At 64.8% G+C, this 20,234-nt stretch carries 23 protein-coding genes and 1 pseudogene; 11 read left to right on the forward strand and 13 right to left on the reverse strand.

The genetic code is table 11. The annotated features are described in order from the left end of the window. Positions 1-76: 76 nt before the first annotated feature. Positions 77-394: pseudogene (locus tag A9310_RS26630) on the forward strand (nuclear transport factor 2 family protein); the annotation flags it as partial. Between the two features lie 35 nt (positions 395-429). Next, positions 430-624 (forward strand): hypothetical protein, encoded by a 195-nt coding sequence (locus A9310_RS17035; protein WP_065631650.1) that lies wholly within the window; start codon positions 430-432, stop codon positions 622-624. 12 nt (positions 625-636) lie between these two features. Here A9310_RS17035 and A9310_RS17040 read toward each other — a convergent pair whose 3' ends face one another. Both A9310_RS17040 and A9310_RS17050 read right to left on the reverse strand, forming a co-directional pair. Further along, positions 637-2,337 (reverse strand): plasmid pRiA4b ORF-3 family protein, encoded by a 1,701-nt coding sequence (locus A9310_RS17040; RefSeq protein WP_175401162.1) that lies wholly within the window; start codon positions 2,335-2,337, stop codon positions 637-639. A 129-nt stretch (positions 2,338-2,466) separates the two neighbouring features. Next, positions 2,467-4,572, reverse strand: coding sequence for an MMPL family transporter (locus A9310_RS17050; RefSeq protein WP_223258859.1), 2,106 nt, complete (start codon positions 4,570-4,572; stop codon positions 2,467-2,469). 77 nt (positions 4,573-4,649) lie between these two features. On the opposite strand from A9310_RS17050, the gene A9310_RS17055 reads away from it, so the two are divergent. After that, positions 4,650-5,165, forward strand: coding sequence for a MarR family winged helix-turn-helix transcriptional regulator (locus A9310_RS17055; protein ID WP_083207431.1), 516 nt, complete (start codon positions 4,650-4,652; stop codon positions 5,163-5,165). A 15-nt stretch (positions 5,166-5,180) separates the two neighbouring features. Here A9310_RS17055 and A9310_RS17060 read toward each other — a convergent pair whose 3' ends face one another. Then, entirely contained in the window at positions 5,181-5,474 is a 294-nt protein-coding gene (locus A9310_RS17060) for a hypothetical protein (RefSeq protein WP_065631654.1), read from the reverse strand. Between the two features lie 168 nt (positions 5,475-5,642). Here A9310_RS17060 and A9310_RS17065 point away from each other — a divergent pair, with 168 nt between their 5' ends. Beyond that, positions 5,643-6,092, forward strand: coding sequence for a GNAT family N-acetyltransferase (locus A9310_RS17065; RefSeq protein WP_238994896.1), 450 nt, complete (start codon positions 5,643-5,645; stop codon positions 6,090-6,092). Positions 6,093-6,190: 98 nt separating this feature from the next. On the opposite strand, the gene A9310_RS17070 is transcribed toward A9310_RS17065, so the two are convergent. From A9310_RS17070 to A9310_RS17085, 4 genes are all read right to left on the reverse strand, one after another. Next, entirely contained in the window at positions 6,191-6,751 is a 561-nt protein-coding gene (locus A9310_RS17070) for an AAA family ATPase (protein WP_065631655.1), read from the reverse strand. A 68-nt stretch (positions 6,752-6,819) separates the two neighbouring features. Then, complete coding sequence (locus A9310_RS17075) at positions 6,820-7,350, reverse strand: hypothetical protein (protein WP_065631656.1); 531 nt, start codon at positions 7,348-7,350, stop codon at positions 6,820-6,822. Between the two features lie 101 nt (positions 7,351-7,451). Continuing rightward, positions 7,452-8,186, reverse strand: coding sequence for a PE-PPE domain-containing protein (locus A9310_RS17080; protein ID WP_226513400.1), 735 nt, complete (start codon positions 8,184-8,186; stop codon positions 7,452-7,454). Positions 8,187-8,429: 243 nt separating this feature from the next. Beyond that, the gene (locus A9310_RS17085) at positions 8,430-8,753 is read right to left on the reverse strand and encodes a hypothetical protein (protein WP_203235851.1); all 324 of its coding nucleotides are present in this window, start codon (positions 8,751-8,753) and stop codon (positions 8,430-8,432) included. Between the two features lie 615 nt (positions 8,754-9,368). Between A9310_RS17085 and A9310_RS17095 the strand changes: the two genes are divergently transcribed. Next, a complete protein-coding gene (locus A9310_RS17095; protein ID WP_065631659.1) occupies positions 9,369-10,256 on the forward strand; it encodes a DUF5996 family protein in 888 nt (295 codons plus the stop codon). Positions 10,257-10,369: 113 nt separating this feature from the next. Here the strand turns inward: A9310_RS17095 and A9310_RS17100 are convergent, their stop codons facing one another. Next, the gene (locus A9310_RS17100) at positions 10,370-10,810 is read right to left on the reverse strand and encodes an SRPBCC domain-containing protein (RefSeq protein WP_065631660.1); all 441 of its coding nucleotides are present in this window, start codon (positions 10,808-10,810) and stop codon (positions 10,370-10,372) included. A 276-nt stretch (positions 10,811-11,086) separates the two neighbouring features. Between A9310_RS17100 and A9310_RS17105 the strand changes: the two genes are divergently transcribed. Further along, entirely contained in the window at positions 11,087-11,491 is a 405-nt protein-coding gene (locus tag A9310_RS17105) for a DUF1801 domain-containing protein (protein ID WP_065631676.1), read from the forward strand. Between the two features lie 25 nt (positions 11,492-11,516). Here the strand turns inward: A9310_RS17105 and A9310_RS17110 are convergent, their stop codons facing one another. From A9310_RS17110 to A9310_RS17125, 3 genes are all read right to left on the reverse strand, one after another. Continuing rightward, the gene (locus A9310_RS17110; protein WP_065631661.1) at positions 11,517-11,819 is read right to left on the reverse strand and encodes a hypothetical protein; all 303 of its coding nucleotides are present in this window, start codon (positions 11,817-11,819) and stop codon (positions 11,517-11,519) included. Between the two features lie 986 nt (positions 11,820-12,805). Next, the gene (locus A9310_RS17120; protein WP_065631663.1) at positions 12,806-13,396 is read right to left on the reverse strand and encodes a dihydrofolate reductase family protein; all 591 of its coding nucleotides are present in this window, start codon (positions 13,394-13,396) and stop codon (positions 12,806-12,808) included. 209 nt (positions 13,397-13,605) lie between these two features. Beyond that, positions 13,606-14,025: an SRPBCC domain-containing protein gene (locus tag A9310_RS17125; RefSeq protein WP_254661285.1), complete on the reverse strand. Its 420-nt coding sequence runs from the start codon at positions 14,023-14,025 to the stop codon at positions 13,606-13,608. Positions 14,026-14,486: 461 nt separating this feature from the next. Here A9310_RS17125 and A9310_RS17130 point away from each other — a divergent pair, with 461 nt between their 5' ends. The 3 genes from A9310_RS17130 to A9310_RS17140 all read left to right on the forward strand — a co-directional run bounded on the left by A9310_RS17130 (position 14,487) and on the right by A9310_RS17140 (position 17,165). Further along, positions 14,487-15,701, forward strand: a complete 1,215-nt coding sequence (locus tag A9310_RS17130; protein WP_065631664.1) for an NAD(P)/FAD-dependent oxidoreductase — start codon at positions 14,487-14,489, stop codon at positions 15,699-15,701. A 29-nt stretch (positions 15,702-15,730) separates the two neighbouring features. Then, entirely contained in the window at positions 15,731-16,636 is a 906-nt protein-coding gene (locus tag A9310_RS17135; RefSeq protein WP_065631665.1) for an RNA polymerase sigma-70 factor, read from the forward strand. Positions 16,637-16,784: 148 nt separating this feature from the next. Continuing rightward, a complete protein-coding gene (locus A9310_RS17140; protein ID WP_065631666.1) occupies positions 16,785-17,165 on the forward strand; it encodes an SRPBCC family protein in 381 nt (126 codons plus the stop codon). A gap of 51 nt (positions 17,166-17,216) precedes the next feature. Here the strand turns inward: A9310_RS17140 and A9310_RS17145 are convergent, their stop codons facing one another. Then, complete coding sequence (locus A9310_RS17145; protein WP_068970442.1) at positions 17,217-17,522, reverse strand: hypothetical protein; 306 nt, start codon at positions 17,520-17,522, stop codon at positions 17,217-17,219. A gap of 54 nt (positions 17,523-17,576) precedes the next feature. Further along, positions 17,577-18,338 (reverse strand): hypothetical protein, encoded by a 762-nt coding sequence (locus tag A9310_RS17150; protein ID WP_139104661.1) that lies wholly within the window; start codon positions 18,336-18,338, stop codon positions 17,577-17,579. A 407-nt stretch (positions 18,339-18,745) separates the two neighbouring features. Here A9310_RS17150 and A9310_RS17155 point away from each other — a divergent pair, with 407 nt between their 5' ends. Together A9310_RS17155 and A9310_RS17160 are read left to right on the forward strand one after the other, a co-directional pair. Continuing rightward, positions 18,746-19,273, forward strand: coding sequence for a GNAT family N-acetyltransferase (locus A9310_RS17155; protein WP_065631669.1), 528 nt, complete (start codon positions 18,746-18,748; stop codon positions 19,271-19,273). After that, on the forward strand, positions 19,270-19,890 hold the full coding sequence (locus tag A9310_RS17160; RefSeq protein WP_223258858.1) for a TetR/AcrR family transcriptional regulator: 621 nt from the start codon (positions 19,270-19,272) through the stop codon (positions 19,888-19,890). The genes A9310_RS17155 and A9310_RS17160 overlap by 4 nt, the downstream gene beginning before the upstream one ends. Positions 19,891-20,234: the final 344 nt, after the last annotated feature.

Here is a 20,234-nt window from a genome sequence, read left to right on the forward strand (position 1 = left end):
CACACGTTGCGTCCGCCCGGTACCGTGATTGCGCATACCCGCTGTTCGGGGCGGGGCCGATGACTGCGGGGACCTCATGAACCCAACCGACCCGAATGCAGCAGCGCTCGTCGCGACGCGGGAGGCCACCGTTCTGGCGCATCTCGAGACCGAGAATCGGCACGACGTCGCTGCCACGCTGGCGACGTTCAAAGACGGCGCGGCACGTACCGAGTTGCCTGGTGAGATCGCCGATGGCCACGACGCGGTATCGGCCTCATATCACGAACTGTTCACCGCATTGCCGGACATGCATTTCGATGTCGATCCCGAGACGCTGTGCCATCACGACGATCGAGTCATCTGTGAGACGCGAGTTCGCGGAACACATCTGGGCCCATACCGCGGACTTGCCCCGACGGGTCGGCTCTCTACCTGCCCATCGTCGCGGTGTTCACCTTCGCGGGCTCAGATCTGGTTGCGGAGCGCGCCTACTTCGACCGTCTGGAAATGTTCATGCAGCTCGGGGTCGCGCGGGATCCGAACACCCTCGTCGGCCGGATCGCCACGCTGCTCAATCACCCGATCACGGTCATCGGTGCTGCTGTCCGACGCCGAACCAACCGGTCCGCCGCGTCGGCTTAAGCCCGCTGTGGATCACACGCCTAATCGGCGCCTGACCACATCGATGTCGAACGACGTCGGGTCGAAGGCCGAACCAGGTGTCAGGCCCGCCCACTCGCGTAATTCCAGATGGCGCGGGTGCGTCTCATCGTTGACGGCCTCGATGAAATCCGCCCATCCGGGAACTCCGCCGACATCCTCGAAAGGGGCGGTTCCGCCGCCGGCGACGATCGACACCGGCGGTTCGCCGTCATTCATCGGGGTGAATGCCTCGACGACAATGCTCACTTCCCAGCCGTCCCCGAAGTCGTACTCATAGGACACCACGTCGCCGGGCTCGTCGACCAGCTCACCCAGAGTCGAGTCGAAGACGGACTCCGTGTACCTGCCGGCCCGTGCGGTGCCCATCGCCTCGTCTGATAGATACCGGTGCTCGTGGCCGAAGCATGGAGTCGTGAACGCGTAGAGATGCGTATCGTTCCAGGCGAATGCAGCTTGCAGCACTTCGTGGAGTTCGTTCAATGGAACCAACGCGAGTATTCGAATCCGTCGCCAGACTCTGGGTCGGACGCCGGCGAGTTCGGCGCGCACAGTGATCATGGTCGTCGCCTCCCCGCTTTCCGGAATGTGACGTTCCGGAAATCCGTCCCACACAGCGGGTCGCAACCCCTCGGGGACGACGTAGTCACCGTCCTCGTTGAGGACGAGCCACCCGTCCTCGATGATGTGCTCGATGCGAGAATGGGCCCTGGGCATCTCCGGTGAGATCAGCCCGTCATCGCGCAGGGCGGCGAAGCGATCGGCGGCAAACGGCATGATCGTCAGACCGTGGTATACGACGCGCGCGACGATTCCGTCCACAAACTGTGCCATTGCACTCGAATCAGAGGTCAACGCTCTGCCGACGGCCGCAGCCAGCGTGCTGCGTCGCGTCGTCAACGACTCTGATCCACGCCAGGACGCGGCCGCCGGGCCCGGGTAGACATGGGATGGAGTGATTGCGATCAACTGGGCATCCCGGGCGAGCTCCCAGATCTCAGCAAGAACGCGATGATGTTTCATTGCCTTGAGTGCTGCTGCTGGTGGCTCGATCTCCAGCGCATGCAATAGGTCCGGAAGCAGTGCCGGCTTGAGCCATCCACTTGGCGTCACCGGCCGTTTGTGGCCGATCCAGTCCATCAACACATCGAGCCGCTGCAAAACCCGAACCGATTCCAATGCATCGCGCTCGGTGGAGCTGTCGATGTCGTCTACATCGACCTTCAGCCCGCCCATGGAGTCGAGGAGGTATTGCTGGCAAGCCCCCATTACGACATCGGCGCTGATGGCTGCAGTCCACCTGGAAGTGGTGACGAGGAAATCGATGAACAAGCGCAGTGCGAAGACCGCAATGCTTGCCGGTAAGGCGTCGTCCTCTTCCTCTTCCATGTACTCGGCGAAGTCGATTGCCGCATCGACCTCCTCGAGCGACCACTCGGTGGGCCGATGGTCTGGCAATGCGTAGCCGACGGCAAAGTCCAGCGCTCTGACGGCGTCGACGATGGCTGCCTGCTTGTCCGGATCGTCTTCGAATTCCACACTGGGCAGCCAACGTTCGAACTCGCGTATCAGCATGTCGATCTCCGAGGTGTCGCGACCGCGAATCGGGATCACATTGCTACTTCGGCGCGCGGCCCGCTTCTTCGTCTTTTCGGTCCGCTTGGCGCCGCGGGACTGCTTGTTCTTCCGGCTCATCGGCACCGATCCTATCGCGAGCATCGCCGTCATCGGCCAGGTCGAGTGCTGGTCCGGCCGGCGGTCGAACGGTCCCGGCTCCTGAGGGCCGGGACCGTCGGCTGTTCGGTATGAAGAGTCCGGACTTTCCTAGTCCTGCCTTGGTCCTGCCTCCACCAACTCGTCGTCCTCCGGGACATCTTCCTTGTTCGCCAGCGCGCTGGGCCACCACACGGGACGGCCAATGTCGTAGACGAGCGCCGGGACCAGCAGCGTCCGGACGATCAACGCGTCGAGGAGGACGCCGAAGGCGACGATGAACGCAATCTGCGCCAAGAAGATCAGCGGGATGACCGCCAGGGCGGAGAACGTCGCCGCGAGGACCACGCCGGCCGAGGTGATGACTCCGCCGGTGACCGTGAGCCCACGGAGAACACCTCGGCGCGTACCGATCTGCAGTGCTTCCTCGCGGACGCGGGTCATCAGGAAGATGTTGTAGTCGATGCCCAGCGCGACCAGGAACACGAACGCGAACAGCGGCACGACCGGGTCGGCGCCGGGGAATCCGAGTATGTGGTTGAACACGATCGACGAAATTCCCAGAGTCGCCGCGAAACTCAGGATGACGGTGGCCATCAGGAGAATCGGGGCGACGATCGCCCGGAGCAGCGCGCACAGGATGAGCAGCACGACGATGCTGACGATCGGGATGATCAGGTTCCGGTCGTGGATGGCCGTCGTCTTGGTGTCAAGGTCGACCGCGGTAGGACCGCCGACGAGCGCGTCGGCGCCGTTGACGTTCCCCACCGCGTCGCGAAGACGCTCGATGGTCTCCTCGGCGGCCAGGGAATCGGCCGGATCGGTCAGGGTCGCCTGCAGAGCGACCCGTCCGTCGACCGTCTTGGGGGCGCCGCCCGGATCGGTGACCGGGACGACCTCGGCGACGCCGTCGACATTCGCCGCCGTGTTCTGCACCTGCTGCAGCGATGCGGCGTCGGCGATGATGACCGCGGGTGAACCGTCCCCGGCGTCGAAGTGGGCGGTGAGGACTTCTTGGCCCTCCTGCGACTCCACCGCTACGAGGAAGGTGTCGGACTGCGCGACACCGTCGGCCTTGAACTGGGGGAGGAACAACGCGAAGAGCACGAGGAGCAACGTCGTTGCCACCCAGAAGCGCCGGGGGTGCCGTCCGATCCGGTTCGCCAAGGCGCCCCAGAAGCGATGGTTGCTGCTGTCCTCACGCTGCGCCGACGCCGGGTCGACGACCGGTCGCTTCGGCCAGAAGGCACTGCGTCCGAGCAGGGTCAGCGCCGCAGGGAGGAACGTCATCGACGCCAGGAACGACGCCGCGATACCGATCGCGGCAACGGGACCGAGACCGCGGTTGGAGTTCAGATCCGACAGCAGGAGGCACAACACACCGGCGATGACCGTGCCGGCGGAGGCGGCGACGGGTTCGAGGGTCGCGCGCCACGCGGCCCGCATGGCGTCGTACTTGTCGGCGGTGAGTCGCAGTTCTTCTCGATAGCGGGACACCAGGAGCAGGGCGTAGTCCGTCGCCGCACCGAACACGAGGATGAAGAGGATGCCCTGGCTCTGGCCGTTGAGGGTGAGCACGTCGTTCGACGCGAGCACGTAGACCAGCAGACTGGCGAGCCCCAGCGCGAACACGGCGGACACGATCACGACGAACGGCAGGATCGGACTGCGGTACACCACGATGAGGATCAGGATGACGACCGCGCCGGCAACCAGTAGCAACAAGCCGTCGATCCCGCCGAACGCCTCGGTGAGGTCGCCCGCGATGCCTGCGGGTCCGGTCACATACACCGACAGTCCCTCGGGCGGGCCGTTCGCGAGTTCCGCACGCAGAGCCTCGATGCTTTCCGAGATCTCCCCGGAGGAGTCGACGGGCACGATCATCTGGATCGCCTGACCATCCTGCGAGCGGATCGGCGGAGACGTTCGCTCGGAGATCCCGTCCGTGCCGGCGACCTTGCCCACCGCCTCGGACACGAACGCGAGGTCGGCGTCGGTGATGCCGCTCGTACGTTCGGCCACCACGACGGCCGGGATCTCGGAGGAGTCCACGAAGTCCGCTTCCAGGCGGGAGACCTCGGTGGCTTCGGCGGATGCGGGCAGGAACGACGTGTTGTCGTTCGCCTGTACGTCACCGAGTTTTCCGGCGAACGGTCCGCCGACAGAACCCAGCGCCAGCCATCCGATGACCAAGAGGGCTGGCAGAATCCATCGCAAGCGACTGACTCGTCGAGCAGAGGTGGGTGGGTTCACGGGCTTCCGTTCGTCGGTTGCGGGTGGAGTGCGTGAGCACCATGATGTTCAGCAGGCTGAACAATTGCAAGTCTGCGGGGTGTGACGTAGAGAATCGGCAGGACAAGGTGGACGACGGAAACGACGGGATGGACGGGTGGCCGACCGGTCGGCTGCTGTCGGTGGCGGCACGGCTCGTCGAGCACGCCTGGGAGGCGGTACTGCGGGAGTACGACATCTCGAGCGCTGGACTCGTCGTCCTCCATGTGGTGAGCACGGGACCGGCCACCCAGCGCGAGGTCGCCAAGAAGGCCAGGGTGACCGATCAAACTGCGAGCCGCACCATCGAGCGACTGGAACGGATGGGTTACGTGCGGCGTCAGGTCGATCCCGACGATGAGCGGAGAAAGCACGTGAGCGCGACTCCGGCCGGTGCCGAGGTCTACCGCGCATTGCTGGAACGGGAGCGAACCGACCCGGCGCTGATCGCGTCCATCGGCGCGTCAGAACCGGAACTCCGTCGATTGTTGCTCGAACTGATTCGCGTGCAACAGGATCGGAGCTCGGGGCCGTCATAGCGTCGCGTCGGTTGCTCAACCCGCGTCGCGGGCTGCTTCGAGTCCGGCGACGAGTGCGTCGACCTTCGCCCGGTTCTCCGCCGACGTCATCAGCCCGACGAACGGCGGGCGCGAGAAGGTGAGGGTCACCTGGAGGAGCTGTTCGCGTTCACCGCCGAACAGCTTCTTCCGTCGGTTGGTCTCGGTGACCTCCGCGGAGACGAACGATGCTGCCGGCAACCGGGTCTTGGACGTGCCGCCGCGGAGTTTCTCGAACCACTCGCCATCGAGTACGACCGTTTCGTTCGACAGACCATGGATCTCGAGCACGTGCTACCCCTCGCCCTGCGGATTGTGTCGTGATCACGATATCCGCCGAGAACGGCGATGCCGGGGTTTGCGGCAGATCACAACACCGTTGCCCTTCGACGCCGGCGCGCACTACTGTGCCGATCGTGCATACACCGACCTGCTGGGCCCGCGCTCGTTCGGCGACCCGTGGCTGAGGTGAGACTTCGGCAGGCCGACGACGCCGACACGGACCGCCTCGTGGCCGTGTGGCGTTCGGCGGTCGAGGCTACGCATCACTTCCTGACTCCTGCCGACATCTACGGCTACGCGGATCGGCTCGCACGTGACTACTTTCCGGCGGTCGAGTTGGTCGTCGCGGAGGCCGACGGAGTGGTCGTCGGCTTCAGCGGAACCGCAGAGAATCGGCTCGAGATGCTGTTCGTCGATCCGGCCGCCCACGGGCGGGGCATCGGCACGGTGCTGCTCGATCACGCGGTCGCGCACGGCGGCGTCGACGAACTCGACGTCAACGAACAGAACCCGGGCGCCGTGGAGTTCTATCGGCGCAGGGGGTTCGAGCAGGTGGGCCGCTCGCCGGTGGATTCCGACGGCCGGCCGTTTCCGTTGCTGCACTTTCGGCGCGCCGGGGTCCCGTGAGACCTAGTTTCACGCCGCGGCGAATCGCGGGTGCAGAACTTGTTCACCGTCACCACGGCCATTCGAGGCCTCTAGAAGTCTCGCGGACGAGTGTCGGCTCACGTTCGGATGTGTCGAACTGCGACTGCTGCCCTACGCAGCTGATAACGCGCCGAAGACAAACGGGGACGGGAGAGTTCGAGTCCGGCATCGTCGGCGATGAATCGGTCCTCGCCAAGCCGGGCGACGCACCTCCCAGTCTGTTTCATCGCCCAGGTCTCATCGGCGCCGAGGATGGGGCCGAGACGGTGAGCAAGGCGGGCTCTGAGACGTCGATGGATCACTTCGACGGAAGCGGTCAGGGTGTAGTGCCTGACATCGACGCCATGCTCTTTGAGTCCACCGACGATCTCGTCGAAGTACTCAGCGTCGACGAGCGTCATGGGAACGATCACCGGGGAGTCGCTGGATTGTTCGGCATCCAAGAGGGTTTGGGTGACGCCCGTGCGCCACTGCGGTAGGTCCTGAAAATCGTCGCGCCGGGCGGGCGGCAGCATCTTGTGCATCGCGAATCCGAGGAGTTCGGGATCGGCCACGTGCGACGCAGTCAGCCGGCGGTGAAGCTCGTGTGCGGTCTGTGTCTTACCGACGCCGAAGGCGCCGTTGATCCAGATCAACATGACGTGAGGTTACCGACAGGTGGGCAGCGCTTCCGGTGAAGCGGTCAGGGGCGATGTCGGTCCGCCGGTCAGGATTCGTGCCTCCGGTCTTTCTTGGTCTGACGTCGCGCACCGGCGGCGATGGTCGAGGCCTCGTACTTCTTTCGACCGGGTGATTCGCGGGTGTCGTCGGTCCGGATTCGTCCCGACGACGCCACTTTGCCCTTGCCCTTGTCCTTGCCTCTGCCCTTGCCGGTGTCCTTTTGAGATGTCGGGCTGTCGGTACGCGCCCGGACCAGTCGCTCGGCCTTCAATTCGAGAGCGGCGTCTCGAGAAACCCTGGCCAGTCGACGGCTCACGCGGCTCAAGGCGTCCTCGAAGACCTCGGCTTTAGCGGCGTTCCGGGCATTTGCTGCTTTCGCGCTCCCACGGCCGCCTTTGGTCTTGACTTTCTCAGCACCCGCACGGCGGTAGAGGGTGACGTGCTTGTTCCGTGCGCGCCGGATTCGCGAGTGCAGATCGATCAGTCCGTCCTCGTCGAGGCCGGCCATCTGTGATTTCTTGGTCTCGCGGACGAGTACATATTCGCTTTCGGACAGGGAATTCAGGGTCTTTTTCATGCCGGTCCTCGCTCGTCATGCCGTCACGTTGCAGTCCTGATGTTAGGTGCCGGCGCGCGCTCGAACTTCGGTTCTGTCCGATTCGGGTCAGATGAACCGGCTCAGGTGTCAGAGGGGGCCGGCGGCGAACCCATCGGCCGGTCGTAGGCTTTCTCGACCTCCGGACGAAGTCGTGCGTCCTCTTCGGCCTTGCGGGCGGCAGTCGTCCACATCTGGGTGACCATGGGCAGGTAATAGGTTGCCGGGGCGCCGAGAATGTAGGTGGCGTTGCCTTCGACGAACGTCTTGTTGGCCGGATCGTCGAGCCCGATCATGCTGTAGTCGTTGTGTACCGGGCGGCCTTCACCACGTCCGCCGACCGAATCCGACGCACTGTGGTTTCGTCGGGCGGCGTCGTTCATGAGGTCGCGGTTGGGTGCATCGGCCCAGAAATCGTATTGTCGCGCAACTATCTTGACGGTGTATCGGGTGTCATCGGGAAAGTTGTTGCCGCCGTAGTCCGCGCGGCATCCTCCCTGGTTGGCGCAACCGTTGTATTTCGATTCGAGATCACCGGTCAGGACGAACGTCACTGTGGCAGGGTCGATGTCGCTGGTGGGACCGTAGGTGCGCAGCCAATCATCCTGAACTTGCGCGCCTTGACTGTGTCCGACGACGATCTTCCGCCCGGGGATCTCGTGCAGCATCTCGTTCAACTTGTCGCGTCCGCGGTGGGTGTTCGTCGCGCCGGGAAAGTTGTTGTACGGCACGTTCACCACTCGATTGGGTGGTGCGAACAGCTCACCGCGCAGCCAGTTCATCGGAAGCGAGCGGAAGGCCGGGTCCAGTGTCAGCACTGTCGCCCCACCCGGGCCCGGCGCTGCACCTGCGACATTCGGTGTCCATTGCCCGATTCCGATTGCCACAATGAGCACCAGGACTATTCGCGAATATTGCTTCATTCTAAGCCGCCTCAGAGGTCTGACGAATGTCTATCACATCGCAAATCTCGCCGGGGGGATGCGAGAAAAGGGACGGCGGTCCGACGATAGGCGTTTAACGCTGTTGTTTGCCGATTTGTATCGCGAATAGACCCGGAATCACACCGAATCGGGTGCGTAGAACTTCGCGGTGGCCGCAGCCGCGGCCGCGACCTGCGCGGGTTCACCTCCGGCCGCGAGGTGTGCCTCTCCCCAGGCCGCCGCGCTACGGCGGATGAACTCGCGTCCCTCGGGAGACTTCTCGATTGCTTCGTGGTCAGCGGTTTCGCCATCGACGAGCAGCCGGGTCAGACCGAGGAGCAATAGATCCCAACCGACCCCGCCGGCACCTGGTCCGTACGTCGCGAACAAGGGTTCTCCGACGAATGCTGCATGGATGAGCTCCAACTCGGTGCCGCCTGCCTGGCCGGGGGAGAGGCGCACCCGCACTTCACTGGTGCTAGGCCACTCGTCGGCGTCGGGACGTAGAGCCAGGTCACCGTGAGGAGGTGCGGGGGGAGTGGACCAGCCATTCGTCGACGTCTCGCAATGGACCGGGTGGTCGACCCACTAGTCGCCGCCACCCGAGCTTCCGCCAGAGGAATCGGAGCCGCCGTCGCCTGACCATCCGCCATCGAAACCGAACCAACTCGAGGACGAGTCGGAGCTTCCCGTATGACGACTGTGCGGCGGCCGGGACGGAGCCCCCGCTGGCCTCTCGGCCCCTCGGCCTTGCACGTGCCTGTTCGCCCCGAAGTCCCGTATTGCGATCGGGAGCACCAGGGCGAGCACGAAGAGCAAGGCGGCTACGACGACGATCAGCCAATCCGGCGCCCCGAGTAACGCGGTGACGATGGTGGTTCCGATCGCGACGAACATCAAGACCGTTCCGAGCGTGATGCGCGGCAATGCTCCTCCTTGATAGCGACGTCGAGGTCGTGTCCGACTGCCGTCTCCGCGACAGGTTACGCAGGTGTTCGTCGGTGTCTCCGTCGAAACTTCACAGGGCCGACGGCTCATCGGCACGTTCGAGTTGACGCGTCCGGGATCATTGGCGACATGGAAACCAAATACGAGGCTTGGCCCGCACTACCGGTGGAGTCGTGGGTCGACACAAGGGACACCGTCCAGTTGTGGACCCAGATCGTCGGCAAGACGCGTCTCGCTCTCGGACCCGAGGTCAACCACTGGTGGGGCGTACCGCTGTATGTGGACGCGCGTGGCCTGACCACGTCCCTGATGGCCGTCGGAGACCGCGGCCTCGAGATCCGCTTCGACTTTCTGGACCACCAGCTGCTCTTCCTCGTCACCGATGGCAGCACCCGTCAGATGAAGCTGGAACCGCGGACGGTCGCCGATTTCTACGCGGAGTACACCGCTCACCTCGCCGACCTCGGCTTCGACATCGCCATCGTCGGTACCCCCGTCGAACTGCCTGATGCGACCCCGTTCGCCGAGGACACCGCCCACTCGTCGTACGACGCCGACGCCGTGTCTCGGTTCTGGCGGTCTCTCGTCAGTGCGCACCGCGTGCTGTCGGAGTTCCGCGGCCGCTTCCGCGGCAAGTCGTCACCGGTCCACTTCTTTTGGGGCGCTTTCGATCTGGCCGTCACACGGTTCTCGGGACGCAGTGCACCCCAGCATCCGGGTGGGGTGCCGAATTGCCCCGACTGGGTGATGCACGAGGCCTACAGCGACGAGGTGTCGAGCGCGGGCTACTGGCCGGGTGGCGCCGAGGAGGGGGCCTTCTACGCCTACGCCTACCCACATCCCGAGGGCTACGACACGCACCCGGCGGTCGAGGCTCCGGCGCGGTGGGATGCCGCACTGGGCGAGTACATCCTGCCGTATCAGCTTGTACGCCAATCGCCGGACCCGGACGCCGTGGTCCTGAAGTTCCTCGAGCAGACTCATCGAGCGGCGGCGGAGACGGCGGGCTGGGACTAGACGCGAGCCGGCGGCGGACGTTTCCGACGTCCAGACGTCGAGGTCTGTTCATCGTTCGTCCTGGCCGGTTGCAATCTCGCTCAGCGGCGCCGCTCGCCACCTAACCCCCGAGCCTATCCGGCGAGCAGAGCGTCCAGCGCTTCGAACGCCGCGCGCCAGCCGGCGGCCGCGTACTCGTACTGCTCGTCGGTGAGGTTGCCACCGGTTTGGCTGAAACGGATCTCGGTGCCGTTGTCGACTGCCATGAAGTCAGCGGTGAGGAGTTCACGTTCATCACCCGGCTCGTCGGTCATCGTCAGTACGAGTCTGTTCGGTCGGCTGACCTCGACGTACTCACCGCGCCAATGGACTTCGGGGAAATCGCCCCCAACGATCATTGTTGCTGCCCAGGTGCCCCCGGGTCGGGCGTCGAGCGATACCGATTCGACGGGGACCTGGTTCGCGCTGCCGCCGAAGAACTCGGCGAACAGAGCCGGCGTCGTCCACGCGTCGAACACGGCGGCGGGAGAAGCGTTCAGTGTGTAGGTGAGGGTTGCCCCGGTTGCGTCCGTCATGGTGTGACTGCCTTCTGGTCGTCGACGTCGGCCGACATCGATGTTTCGCCGCGGACGGCTCGGTCCGCAGGAGGGCAGACCCTCGTTGCTCGCAGAACTCATCGGGCTCACGGCGGGGAGGGTGCGGTTGGGCAGAAGCAGTCGGGCGAGTCCTGATCGGTGCCGATCTACCAATCAGGTCTGCTAGTTTCTCGGCGACGTGCCATTCCAGGCGAAGAGAACCGGTGGGTATCGATTGTGAACGAAGAACCGCGAGCCGGCGGCAAGGCGCCCGCGATGAGGCCGTCCGAGGCGCCGATCGAGGAAGTGCTCGACCGAGCAGTCGGTCCACGTCGGGACGAGGCCGATGAACTGGTCGCCTTGCTCGGTGAGATCTCCGGACACCGGCCCGTCCTCTGGGCCGGCCGCATGATCGGCTTCGGCGAGTACGAGTACCGCTACGCCAGCGGGCATGGCGGTCGGGMGCCGGAACTCGCTTTCGCGCCCGGCCCGAAGAATCACACCATCTACCTGGTCAGCGACTTCGCCACGCAGTGGCCAGATCTCATCGACCGGCTGGGAAAGTGTCGCGTCGCCAAGTCGTGCCTCCACGTCACTCGGCTCCGAGATGTCGATCTCGCAGTGCTGACAACGCTTCTCGAACGATCGTTGGCGCAGACACGCTCGTCCCACGGAGGTTGAGATCACCGCGGGTCCGGTATCCCGCTCAATCGAGATATCCGGTCTCCGGGTTGACGTTCGAGAGGAACTCCCTGATCGACTCGCGGTGGTCGCGAATCGTCGGCAGGGGGAGTGGCAGCGGGGCGGGCGGGAGCCCGTCGTCGCTCTGCCACGCAACTCGCGGCCCGCTGGAGCCGAAGCCGTACCCAGGGTTCGGGCCCGACGTCCACTTGCTTGAATACCCACCGTCGGCACGGACTGTCACTTGAAACAGTTCTCCGTCGACGACCAGATCGACCGGGCAGTCAGCCGGCGCCGGGCGCCAGTCATCGTTCTGTTGCGCAATCATTCGTGGGACGTTAAAGACTCACAGCAGTACTCGCATGGCATTTTCCCGCAAACGGGGGGGCGTGACTCTGAGTGGTGATCAGTGGCCGGGAAAGTAATCCGGCCCGGGGTCATCCGCGGCCGCGGTGGTCGACGCGAGACCGCAGGCGATGCCAGCGCGGCATCAGTTTCCTTAGCGTTCGGTGGGTGGTCACGAGGTCGCGGCGCCGTGCAACCGGGCGGCTTGTCGTCACGAGTTCAGATTGTCGCGCCGCGACTGTCACGGGGTCACCCCGAAGCGGCTCGGAACCGCTTGGTGAAATGCGTTGAGTCGCTGAACCCATGAGCGCGGGCGATCATGGCGTCACGGGCACGGTCGAGGCGGCGTCGGATGACGTGATCCATCAGCCGCCTTTCGGAACTGGGCCAGTCGGCGTACAGCTCCCGGGTCGACACGTTGTGGGCCGCGGCGATCGTCTCGGCCGACAGGCCGGCGTCGGTCAGCTGCTGTGTTGCTTCCCAGGACCCGCGGACACGTTCGCATGCACCTCAGCGATCCGGACTTGTCGCCGGTGTCGATCGCGCGGGCGCACGGCATCACCGTCCGAAAACTGTTCCAGCTCCTCGCCGATGCCGGCACGAGTCTCGAGCAGTGGATCATCACGAGTCGACTCGAGGGCGCGCATGATGACCTCGCGCCGAGACCGCTCATCAACCGGTCGCGGCAATCGCCCGGCGCTGGTGCATCACGAATCCGTCGCACTTCAGTAGACGATCCCGCGCGATGTACGTGATCAGTCCGCGGGCGTGGCGGGTTCTCGCGGCGTCGCGCACACGAGAGCGGATAGGAAACGGCTGACTGAACGAATTGCGACCGGTCTCGGAGAGCTGGCCTCGGAAAACGCGATGTGATGTCACCAGCCGCGTCGCCGGTCAGTCGATTGCACCTCCCGTGCCACCCTACGTTCGTGTCCATTAGCACCGTGCCTGCGGGGAGGTGATTCGATTTCATTCATGAGTCGCGGGTGTCGTCAGGGCGGCGTATCTGAGCAAGACTGCGCCAGAGGAGAAGGGTCGGCATTCCATCAGTTCCAGTCGGGTTGAAGGCTGGTGTGCGTCGAGGACGGGTTTGCCTTTGCAGAGCAAGATCGGGTTGACGATGAGGTGGAACTCATCGACCGCGTTCATCGCATTGAGTGTCGCGATCAAGCTGAGGCTGCCGTAGACGACCACATCGCCGTTGGCGCGATCCTTGATGCGCTGGATCTCGCTGGCGGTCACTTCTGTGACGTGCTGGGTCACCGGCCATGCGGCGATGTCACCGGAACGGGAGGCGACGAACTTGTCGAGCTGGTCGAGGCGACGGGCGTAACGCCGATTGCCGTCGTCGGCGTCGATCGTTCCGGCGGCGACAGCCGGCCAGTAGGAGGCGAAGTCGGCGTGCGTGATCCGGCCGAGCAGGAGCGCGCCGGCGTGCTCGACGAGGGCGAGTTCGTAGTTCATGAGGTCGGAATCGGCGAGTAGCCAGTCCATGGAGTCATCGAGGCCAGCGACATAACCGTCGAGAGTGGTCCACATGCTGATGATCAGTCTGCTCACGATCCTTGCTTCTTTCTCTGGGCCCGAAAAGTCATCGGAGCTGCGCGTCCCGCAGCCAGGGCTCTGCACGTCCTGGCGACGATGGGGGGCTCGTGGCCCCGATAGGCGGTATTTGTGAACTCCTCGCCCGGATAGCTCCGGTCGGGACGGTTGCGCTTTCCGTTCCGCGTATGCGACAGCGCCTCGGGACTACCCGGACAGCACAGCATTCAGCGCTTCGAACGCCGCGTGCCAGCCGGCCGTCGCGTACTCGTACTGCTCATCGGTGAGGTTTCCGCCGGTTTTTTGAAGCGGAGCTCGGTGCCGGCGTCGACTGCGATGAGGTCCACGGTGAGAAGTTCACGTGCGTCGCCCGGCTCGTCGGTCATCGTCAGCACGAGTTTGCTCGGTCGCTGCACTTCGATGTACTCCCCGCGCCAATGGAACTCGGGCATTTCCGCGTCGGCGATCATGGTTGCGGTCCAGGTGCCTCCGGGTCGGGCGTCCAGCGTGACCGAGTCGACGGGGACCTCATTCGTGGCACCGCCGAAGAAGGCGGCGAAGAGTTGCGGCGTCGTCCACGCGTCGAAGACGGCGTCGGGGGAGGCGTCGACGGTGTGGGTGAGGGTTGCTCCGGTTGTGTCGATCATGGTGATCCTGCCTTGTCGTCGTCGATGTCTGCAGGCATCGGTGGCTCGGTGCGGACGGTCTCGTCCCACCCGGGCAGACTCCCGGCGCGGCGGGAACCCATCGGCGCTCGGACGACGGAAGCGCTGGATGGGTCCAGTCGGCGATCCGCATCAGGATGGAGCGTTTGCCGCCTAGACGCCTTTGTTCTCAGCGCGGTGTGGTCGACCGCATTGGCGGATCGGAAAGATGGTCCGGCCGGACGATCATCCGAGGCCACGGCGGTTGCCGCAGGACCGCCGCCGATCCCAGGGCAGCTGCGACGAGACCGGTGATCACCCCGATGAGAGCCACTACCGTGTCGGGCGCAGGTCGGCGCCGAGGGTGGCCGCTGACCAGCGGATTCGGCCCGGGTGTCACATTCTCGTCGCCGCCGGTGTCTCGAGGGCGAGCACTATCGAACACCACCACGGAAGGCGGGACCATGAACACCACCGACATCAACCAGATCGGCGACGACAAGGCTGACGGGGAGCGGACGCACGTTGTCGTACTGGGTGCGGGCTACGCCGGCGCGATGGCGGCCAACCGGCTCCGGCGTGATCGTGCGGTCGACGTCACGGTCGTGAACCCACAGCCGTTCTTCGTACAGCGCATACGGCTCCACCAGTTCGTTTCGGGGACCGGTGATCCGCAGATCGCATTCGACGATGTGCTGGCCGACGACATCCGCGTTCTCGCCGACACCGCCACGCGCATCGACGCCGACGCACGGCGAGTCCATCTGGCGTCGGGCGCGCACCTCGATTACGACTACCTCATCTACGCGATCGGCACCCGCCACCGCACCCCCGAGATCCCAGGGGCCGCGGACCATGCGCTGTTCATCGCCGATTGGGAGAGTGCACAACGCATGCGCGAACGCGTCGAGGATCTGGCGGCGCACGAGACGGTCACCGTCATCGGCGGGGGACTCACCGGGATCGAGGTTGCGGCAGAACTCGCCGAGAGCGGACACAGCGTCCGGTTGGTGGGCGGCGGTGAGTTCGCGGCTTCGGTGAGCGCCCGGGCTCGACGCGCCACGGAGACGCAGCTGAATCGACTGGGTGTCGATGTCATGGACCAGGGACGTGTGGTCGAGCTCGGGGAGCGGACCGTCACCGTCGACATCGACGGTCAACGAATCGTGCTACCCAGCGCGGCAACGGTTCTCGCGACCGGCTTCGAGGCGCCGGAACTCGCGGCCGCCAGCGGCCTGGAGACCGACGAGATCGGCCGCCTGCGCGCCGACGCCGCCCTGGCCAGCATCGACGACGACCGGATCATCGGCGCCGGTGACGCGGTGGCTGTTGATGGCATGACGCTGCGGATGAGCTGTCAGGCCGCTGAACCACTGGGCGCCCAGGCCGCCGACGCGGTCCTCGCGAAGATCGCCGGTGAGCAGCCGAGCCCTGTCGACCAGGGCTTCGTCGCGCAGTGTGCCAGCATCGGCCGACATGCGGCCACCCTGCAGTTCACGCGCCGCGACGATTCGCCGACGCCGGCGGTGGTGACCGGTCGTCTCGCAGCCTGGACGAAGGAGTTGGTGTGCCGAGAAACCGTGGCCAACATCCGGCGTGAGGCCGCGCGGCCCGGTAAGTTCAGCTGGTTCGGTGCAGCGAAGAGCGCGACCGCCGAGCGTGAACCGGTCGGACGATGACGAACGGCCCGTCGACGAACGGAGTAGCTATGACAGGCGGTCAACTCGACCGTCGCGCAGCACGATTCGCAGAACTGCGGCCGTTGCTGTTCACCGTCGCCTATGAGATCGTCGGTTCCGCCGCCGACGCGGATGATGTCCTGCAGGAGAGCTACCTGAGGTGGGCGGAGGTCGACGACGTCGAAGTCGCCGACCCGAAGGCCTACCTCGCTAAGATCGTCACACGCCAGGCACTCAACACCCTGCGGTCGCGCTCGCGGCGTCGTGAGGAGTACGTCGGCCCGTGGCTCCCCGAGCCGATCCTGCTCGACGACCGCGACCTCGCCGACGACGTCGTACTCGCCGAGTCGGTGTCCACGGCGATGTTGGTGGTGCTGGAATCGCTGAGTCCGGACGAGCGTGCAGTGTTCGTGTTGCGCGAGGTGTTCGGGTTCTCCTACGCCGAGATCGGATCGATGGTCTCGAAGTCGTCGGCCGCGGTGCGCCAGATCGCGCACCGCGCCCGGTCGCATGTCGAGTCGCGGCGGCCCCGGTTCGAGCCGGTCGACGCCCAACGCGCCGGAGCGGTTGTCGAGGAGTTTCTCGCCGCCGCGCAGTCAGGTGAGGTCGAATCGCTCATGGCGCTGCTGTCGCCCGACGTCGTGTTCACCGCCGACAGTGACGGCAAGGCCACGGCGGTGAAACGGCCCATTCAGGGTTCGCTGCCGGTGGCGCGCCTGCTCACCGGATTCGCGCGACTCGGGACGACGATCGACGACTATCGCGCGGAGGTGGCGGTGCTCAATCACGAGCCCGGCATGCTCGTGTACTTCGACGGAAAACTGCAGGGCGTGTTCACGTTCCACATTGTCGACGGCGTGATCGACCAGATCTACGCGATGCGCAATCCCGACAAGCTCGCCGGGGTCGAGGAACCGCGAACGATCGCACGGTGACGTTCACCCGGCACGTTTCTATGCGGGAACAAGGCGATGAGGGCCGCGCCGGGCCTTGTTCTGCGACGATGGTCCGATGTTGCACAACTTGTCGACTCCCGCATCGCTCAGGTCGGTGCTGCGAGTTCGCACTGGTTTTCGGCATGGCATGCCGACGACAGAGTTGCGGATGAATCTGGCTCCTGACGCAGTGTGGGCGACGATCACCGATGTGAACGCCTGGCCGTCATGGGGACCCACGGTTTTCGGGGCGCAGGTAGACGGTGACGTCGAGTTGGCCTCTGGGACACGCGGAACGATCACGACTGTCGCGGGGGTACCCGTGCCGTTCGAGATCACCGAGTTCGTCGACGGACGATTGTGGGCGTGGAAGGTGGCGGGTGTGAACGCGACGCGGCACGAGGTGATCCCGGTGGCGGGTGGCTGCATTCTCAGCTTCGGTGCGCCGGTCTGGGCGGTACCGTATCTGCCGGTACTGGCCATCGCGTTGCCGCGGATCGAACGGATCGCGTCTGGTCTCGGAAGCTGACCTCGAAAGGCGCTGCTGCGTCAGAGATGTGATGACACCGGCCCCGCCGCGTCAGTCGATTGCCGCTGCCGGCGGCCTCAGGGCATCGCGCTGAACGAAGATACCGACAACGACGCCGACGATGGTCAAGAGCACGACCAGGGCTACCCCCGGAATCACGTACCCTATCCCGTCGGGGCAGACCCACACCTGCTGCCCATCGATCGTGGTCGAGGAACAGCCCAGGTGCAGCACGGACTCGGACAGATAGATCAGCGGCCACGCCAGAGCGACCGCTGTCGGTACCGCGACCGCAACACTGACCAGGAGGATTCCGATCAGTGTCGACAGTGAGCGCAGAAGCCGCGAGTCCGTCATCGCCTCACTGTACGAGCGACCGTCGCCCAATATCAGTGCCCCGGACCGACGCCATCATGAGAGCAGTCCACTGGGTGTCACGGCCACCCACCGGCCATCGCTGGGTGGTAGGTCTTTCCACCCGCGGGAGTGGGCACGGTCGCAGATGATGCGTTCGCATCGCGGGCGGTCGGCGGGGGAGGCGTGCCATCGTTCGACGGCGGCGGCGATCGTGGGAAGCACGGTCACGTGTGGACCCATCGTTGGGTGGCGGGACTCCGCAGCGTATATGTCGCTCCAGAAATGACTCCCGACGACTGGGTGGACAAAACCGTCACCGATTCGGGCCGACATCATCTTGCTGTAGGCGCGCGTGCCCGCAGCATGAACTCCGTCGTCGTGGTCGCCGCCGAGGGCGAACATCAACTCTTCACCGAGCTGCTGCTGATGAACGGTTGTCATCGAATGCCCGTCGATGACCGGTTCGCCGGGTGCTCGGCGGCGAAATCTGGACATGATGTCGGCGACCGTGGCGGCGATCTCCGGGGGGATCAGCGGCGGGACAGAGTTCGCCGGCTCGTCACTGGTGAAAGCGAGGTACCGGAGGCTCTCTCCGACGAACGTGTCCCACGTTCCCTCCACGATTGAGTACTGGGTGACGGAATAGATGAATTGGTCGAATACGTCACGGGCAAACGGGACGCTCCGGCGTAGCAGGTCGACCTGGGCGAGAGGTACAGCACGGTGCAAGCGGGATTCGAGGAGACGGTCCTCGTGGTACAGACTCACTTCGATCCCCATGCACTCGGCAAACCGACGGTCGACGCCGTCGGGCATGAGGTCACCTGTGACCAGTAGAACACGGAAACCACCGGATGTGATCGGTCAGCCTTCACGTCTTCAGAGCTTGACGGCAGTTTCCGGCCAACCGGCCACGTATCACTCTGCACGACAGACGTTCTCGTGGTGAGAGCTGTTGGTGTAGAGGTGGTAGTCGCAGCTCGGGGTGTACATCCGAGGCCCACCCGGTGGGGGAGACACGACACGCTGAATGGCCGGCCCAGATCGCGAGGTAGCAGTCGTCGGAACTGCGCGTCACCACAGCCAGGGCTCTGTACGTCCGGGTGACGACGGCGTGGTCGCCGCCGACGTAGAGAGGGTGAACGCCGTCGCACGGCTCAATTCGCGCAGCGTGTGTTACCGTACTGAAACACTCGTTTCAGTGAGATTACTCGGAGGTCGCGATGACCCAGGGAACAGCAGCGGCGTGGTCGACCCCGCCGTCCGGTGGTGTCGTGCTCCGTCCGTTCGGCAAGCCAGGCGACCTCGGGTGGGTCGTACAGACCAACGGCGAGGTGTACGCGCGCGAGTTCGGTTGGGACATAACGATCGAGACGCTGGTCGCCGACATCGTTGCCGCCTTTGCCCGCAACCACGACGAAGACACCGAGGCCGGCTGGGTCGCCGAACTCGACGGCGCGCGGGTCGGCTCGGTGTTCTGCACTCGTGGACAGGATGAGCGCACCGCCAAGCTGCGAGTGCTCGTGGTCGATCCGAAGGCGCGAGGGCACTCGCTGGGTCGACGTCTGGTCGGGACCAGCGTCGATTTCGCGAGGCGAGCGGGCTATGAGCGGATGGAACTCTGGACGGTCGACTCCCTGACTTCAGCTCGTCGCGTCTACATTGACGCCGGATTCGCGCTGGACACCGAGTGGTCGAGCCGCCTGTTCGGAAAAGATCTGGTCGAACAGACCTGGTCACAAACTCTGTGAGCGCGCCACGGCCTGAGCTGGCGACAGGCTCTGCCCGTCGAGTCCAGCTCCTCGACGCCGCATACGCCTACATCGTCGACAACGGGGCAGCCTCCCTGTCGCTACGACCGTTGGCGACCGCGATCGGGTCGAGTCCGCGTGTGCTGCTGTACTTGTTCGGCAGCAAGGATGGACTCATCCAGGCACTGCTGCAGCACGCTCGCGCCGACCAGATGGAATCGATGGCGGGGCGCGTAGTCCTCGCAAAACAGCCTGCTGCACGGGATATCTTCGCCGTTGCACGAGCGGTGTGGGAATGGCTGTCCACGCCTTCGCAACGACCGGTACTGGCATTGTGGGTCGAGGCTTACGGTCGAGCGCTCACCGACCCCGACGGCCCGTGGAGCCTGTTCGCGCAGGGGACTGTCGACGACTGGCTGACGATGCTCGCCGAGGCGCAACCGACAGGCGTCCGGCAAACGTCGAAGGCCGAAAGTGAACGGACGGCTGTTCTCGCCGTCCTCCGTGGCGGTCTCCTCGACCTGCTGGCAACCGGCGACGTCCGACGAACCACAACCGCTGTCCACATGGCTCTGGACTCTCTGGCTGGACGAGTCGTGCCCGAGGGCCCGCAGTAGTGGGTGATCGGCGCGGGTTAATACAGCAGATGAGTATGCAATCATCTACTGGTAACCGTGAATATCGAACAGATCAAGTCCCGTTAGGACGAACACGCCTCGTCTGTATGCAGCGTCCGAGGACTGGACTGTGCCGTAGTCAGTCACTCACCCAGAGATGAGAACTCGGGTGCAGCTTTGCGCTGGTTCATCTGCTCCCGTATGAATCGACGCGTTCGCCTTGGCCCCAGCGAAGGGGACTTGGACCTAAGGTCGTCGATCATCGCTGCGATCTCGGGTGTCAGTGGTTCGGAGCGAGCAATTCCGAAATAGATTGGAACGCGGTCAGCATCGCTACTAGAGTG

This window comes from Gordonia sp. UCD-TK1 (assembly GCF_001691435.1).
In the GTDB taxonomy this organism is placed as follows: domain Bacteria; phylum Actinomycetota; class Actinomycetes; order Mycobacteriales; family Mycobacteriaceae; genus Gordonia; species Gordonia hongkongensis.

What these genes read in the sequence shown, in the direction of transcription:
- A9310_RS17055 (WP_083207431.1), top strand. Translation starts at nt 4,650, where the DNA reads ATGATGTTCAGCAGGCTGAACAATTGCAAGTCTGCGGGGTGTGACGTA.
- A9310_RS17100 (WP_065631660.1), bottom strand. Translation starts at nt 10,810, where the DNA reads ATGACGGACGCAACCGGGGCAACCCTCACCTACACACTGAACGCTTCT.
- A9310_RS17135 (WP_065631665.1), top strand. Translation starts at nt 15,731, where the DNA reads ATGACAGGCGGTCAACTCGACCGTCGCGCAGCACGATTCGCAGAACTG.
- A9310_RS17110 (WP_065631661.1), bottom strand. Translation starts at nt 11,819, where the DNA reads ATGATTGCGCAACAGAACGATGACTGGCGCCCGGCGCCGGCTGACTGC.
- A9310_RS17130 (WP_065631664.1), top strand. Translation starts at nt 14,487, where the DNA reads ATGAACACCACCGACATCAACCAGATCGGCGACGACAAGGCTGACGGG.
- A9310_RS17140 (WP_065631666.1), top strand. Translation starts at nt 16,785, where the DNA reads ATGCCGACGACAGAGTTGCGGATGAATCTGGCTCCTGACGCAGTGTGG.
- A9310_RS17095 (WP_065631659.1), top strand. Translation starts at nt 9,369, where the DNA reads ATGGAAACCAAATACGAGGCTTGGCCCGCACTACCGGTGGAGTCGTGG.
- A9310_RS17145 (WP_068970442.1), bottom strand. Translation starts at nt 17,522, where the DNA reads ATGACGGACTCGCGGCTTCTGCGCTCACTGTCGACACTGATCGGAATC.
- A9310_RS17155 (WP_065631669.1), top strand. Translation starts at nt 18,746, where the DNA reads ATGACCCAGGGAACAGCAGCGGCGTGGTCGACCCCGCCGTCCGGTGGT.
- A9310_RS17070 (WP_065631655.1), bottom strand. Translation starts at nt 6,751, where the DNA reads ATGTTGATCTGGATCAACGGCGCCTTCGGCGTCGGTAAGACACAGACC.
- A9310_RS17150 (WP_139104661.1), bottom strand. Translation starts at nt 18,338, where the DNA reads ATGCCCGACGGCGTCGACCGTCGGTTTGCCGAGTGCATGGGGATCGAA.
- A9310_RS17040 (WP_175401162.1), bottom strand. Translation starts at nt 2,337, where the DNA reads ATGAGCCGGAAGAACAAGCAGTCCCGCGGCGCCAAGCGGACCGAAAAG.
- A9310_RS17125 (WP_254661285.1), bottom strand. Translation starts at nt 14,025, where the DNA reads ATGATCGACACAACCGGAGCAACCCTCACCCACACCGTCGACGCCTCC.
- A9310_RS17075 (WP_065631656.1), bottom strand. Translation starts at nt 7,350, where the DNA reads ATGAAAAAGACCCTGAATTCCCTGTCCGAAAGCGAATATGTACTCGTC.